General features: G+C 33.4%; 2 protein-coding genes. Both read right to left on the reverse strand.

Going from position 1 to position 3321, the window contains the following annotated elements:
• Positions 1-560 precede the first annotated feature (560 nt).
• Positions 561-2003, reverse strand: a complete 1443-nt coding sequence (locus H4J73_RS02140) for a P-loop ATPase, Sll1717 family (RefSeq protein WP_182223093.1) — start codon at positions 2001-2003, stop codon at positions 561-563.
• Positions 2004-2162: 159 nt separating this feature from the next.
• Positions 2163-2444: a hypothetical protein gene (locus H4J73_RS02145; RefSeq protein WP_182178559.1), complete on the reverse strand. Its 282-nt coding sequence runs from the start codon at positions 2442-2444 to the stop codon at positions 2163-2165.
• Between the last annotated feature and the right edge of the window lie 877 nt (positions 2445-3321).

Consider the following 3321-nt stretch of genomic DNA (forward strand, 5'->3'; position numbering starts at 1 on the left):
CCTCTGCGCCCTTTAAAAGCGATTAGATACCCGAAAATCCCACAAGGTAAAACTGCGAAGAGAATAATAAATAAAGCTTCAACTGTAGACTCATCCATGATGCAAACTCCTTGGCAACTAACGCCCAATTAAGCGGCGAATAATAGTTGGCTAAAATAGTGAGGAACGAACGACAGCCAACTGTTATTTGTCCGTTTGAATTGCTTGTTAGCAGAAGCGTTAATTAAGAACACTTAAACCAACATACACATAAATAGTTAATGGATGGAAGTGAGAAACAATAAACACCGCACCACTTTGCCACTAAACTTTAATTGATAAACAATAACATAGAATGTTTACCAATCAATTTAAAAACTAATCGTTGCCACAAGAAAGGAAGAAAAAGAGAAAAGCACCATTCCTTTGATGTGAGAAATAAAATTAACCAAGCACTTTTAAATTAGAATAAGTGGTGCCTGCTAACGCCTTGCTAAGCGGAAAATAATGGTTGGCTATAATCGCGAAGCGATGGCCAACTGTTATTTTTCCTTTTAAGCAACTTGTTATGTTGCTTAAAATTACGTGCGTTCTTCTTTTAACTTCATGTACTCTTTTAGCCCTAAATGAACTTTAAAACGAATTGCGTTTATATCCCAACCTAATTCAGGATTTGCAAATTTTGATTTCCAAGCTGAACCACCGTATCCAGATCTTACCTCATACTCAATAACACTGAAATTATATAGCTCTTCAAGTGATTGATATTCTGAATAAGTTTTGTTCTCCTTGGTTTCTATATTTTTATAGACATGTGAATAATCTTCTTTTTTAAAGTACAGTTTTCCTATTCTAGAAAGTGCCTGCAAACAGACCTCCCAATCTTCCCAATGAGGTAGGATTTCATCGTCTAATTCATGCTTTAAGTAATTTGAATATTTGGGACGCGCATCAACAACATCCTTATTTTCAAATTTTAGATTATTACCTTCCTTTTTAAGCGTGACTTCTAATAAGGTATTTAAAAATGAAATAACATCCCTAGGCCGCATCAATGTTCTATCAATAATATGCTTCCATTTAGGTTGTGAATTTATTCTTTTACCATCATCTATATCGGCCCAGCAGGCCTTACTGCCTAATAAAACCTTTATACGTTTTTCTATGAGCCCAAACAATTGTTCATGGGTCCATTCGATTAAGTCTGTATTAGATTCTGTTATTTTATTTTTGTCTGAAAATTTTAATTCATCCCATATATCTTTTCTTAAGTAGACTACAGACTTAAATAGAGAATTATTTTCATTCAAAATTTTTCGAATTTCTTTTGAAGCTAAGACAAGGCCAATGATCATGTCTTTTCTAGAGTCTTGAAGTGTGGTTATTCCTCTATCTAGTTCATCAAAGTGAACAAACATTTTTGTTATTTCAGAGACCTTGGCTATTTTTTTGACACTTGAAAGTAACTTTTCTGTTAAAGCGTTAAGCTCAGAACCTAAAGACATATCACTTTCTTTTTTATTTAAAGAAATTTTCCCTAGTTTACAACCTAAAATTTGAGGCTCTAAATCACCAGATATAACTAATTTTTGAGGTGAAAATATATTTTTTATTGATGGGGAGTTAGTACCATAGTTATCATTCAAGAACTTATTCAGTTCAATAACTTCTGTCATTTGGTATCTGTCAGATAGTGTTAAAACTAATTTTACCATTTCAACCGCAATTAAATACTTCCATGAAGCAACATATGACTCTACAGGTTCTACACCATCATCTTTAATTTTTTCATGAATACGCCATGGGTAACCATTGAGGTTTAAAGCGGTTGAACACTCTTTATGCTTGTCTTCAGTAAAATACCTAAATAGGGCTGTTTTTCCTGAGCCTTTTCTACCCAGAACTAAGAATGTATCTTCCGAATTTATATTTTCAGTTATGTTCATTTCAACAAAATAATTTAACACTGCATCATCTTCAGCTTCTACTTTACCGAAGCTTGTTATATCTCTAAGTCCTTTCATATTATATCTCTTTTATTATTTATATTCGGCTTTATATATTAAAAACGATTGCAACATAACGCCCCATTAAGAGGCAAATGATAGTTGGCTAAAATAAGCGACGAAGGAGCAAATAGCCAGCTGTTATTTGTCCTGCTTGAATGGCTTGTTATACGTATTTTATTTACCATACTTTAATTCAAACAATTGTCTTAATAAATCTGTACGTTCAACATTTGATCTACAAACACCAATAACTATTATGGCTAATATCCCATGGTTCATTGCTGTCGAATAATTATTAACAAACCAAATTGACCATATATTATAAATAATGATCATTATAGCTGCGTAAAGAGGCGTAAAACTCAATCTATGTAGTTTTTTTTCTATGCGTTGAAGTTGCTCTATTTTTTGAAACTCAGCTATAGCTTTAACATCTTCCATTGAATTCAATTCCATCTGCGGACTCTCCTTTACGTATAACGCCCATATTAAGCGGCAAATAATAGTTGGCTAAAATAGTGAGGGACGAACGACAGCCAACTGTTATTTGTCCGTTTGAATTGCTTGTTAGGTGAAGTTTGTTTGTAAATACAAAACCTTAAAGCAAACACTGAAAGTTAATATTACATTCGCCACTTTATAAACACAACTGCTAGATTTTGAGCCACAACACCGAACAATGAAAAGCCAATTCGCAAGGACATTTTGTTTTTAGGTAATGCCCGAAGACTATATTGGCGTAAATGACGTAGAGCTTGGCGAAACACTCCAAAACCATATTTAGAAAGTACAAACGCCTACTTAAATTGGCAAATGCTTTAAACAATAAAACGAAGTGGCGATTACACCTAACGCCACATTAAGCGGCAAAAAATTGTTGGCTAAAATGTTGAACGGAGTGAAAACAGCCAACTGTTTTTTGTCCGTTTGAATGCCTTGTTATGCGATTTTTACATTACCACAAACCGTACAATTTATATAAATATTAGTAACATAAAATGCACATTAAAAAAACTCACAGCATTGCGACACAGTAAACCGCGAATTTTGAGCCACTAATCAAAAGTGAATTTACCACTTACCTGCTTTGGCGAAAAACTATTTAACCAAAAACTGAAATAGATTTGATTACGCGTAAATAACCAAGATAAAGAAAAGACAAACACCACAATTATATTTAATCAAATTCGCAATGCCGCATAACGCCACATTAAGCGGCAAAAAATTGTTGGCTAAAATGTTGAACGAAGTGAAAACAGCCAACTGTTTTTTGTCCGTTTGAATGCCTTGTTATGCGATTTTTACATTACCACAAACCGTACAATTTATATAA

The sequence above is a fragment of the Colwellia sp. MB3u-41 genome (genome assembly GCF_014076845.1).
GTDB lineage: Bacteria > Pseudomonadota > Gammaproteobacteria > Enterobacterales > Alteromonadaceae > Colwellia_A.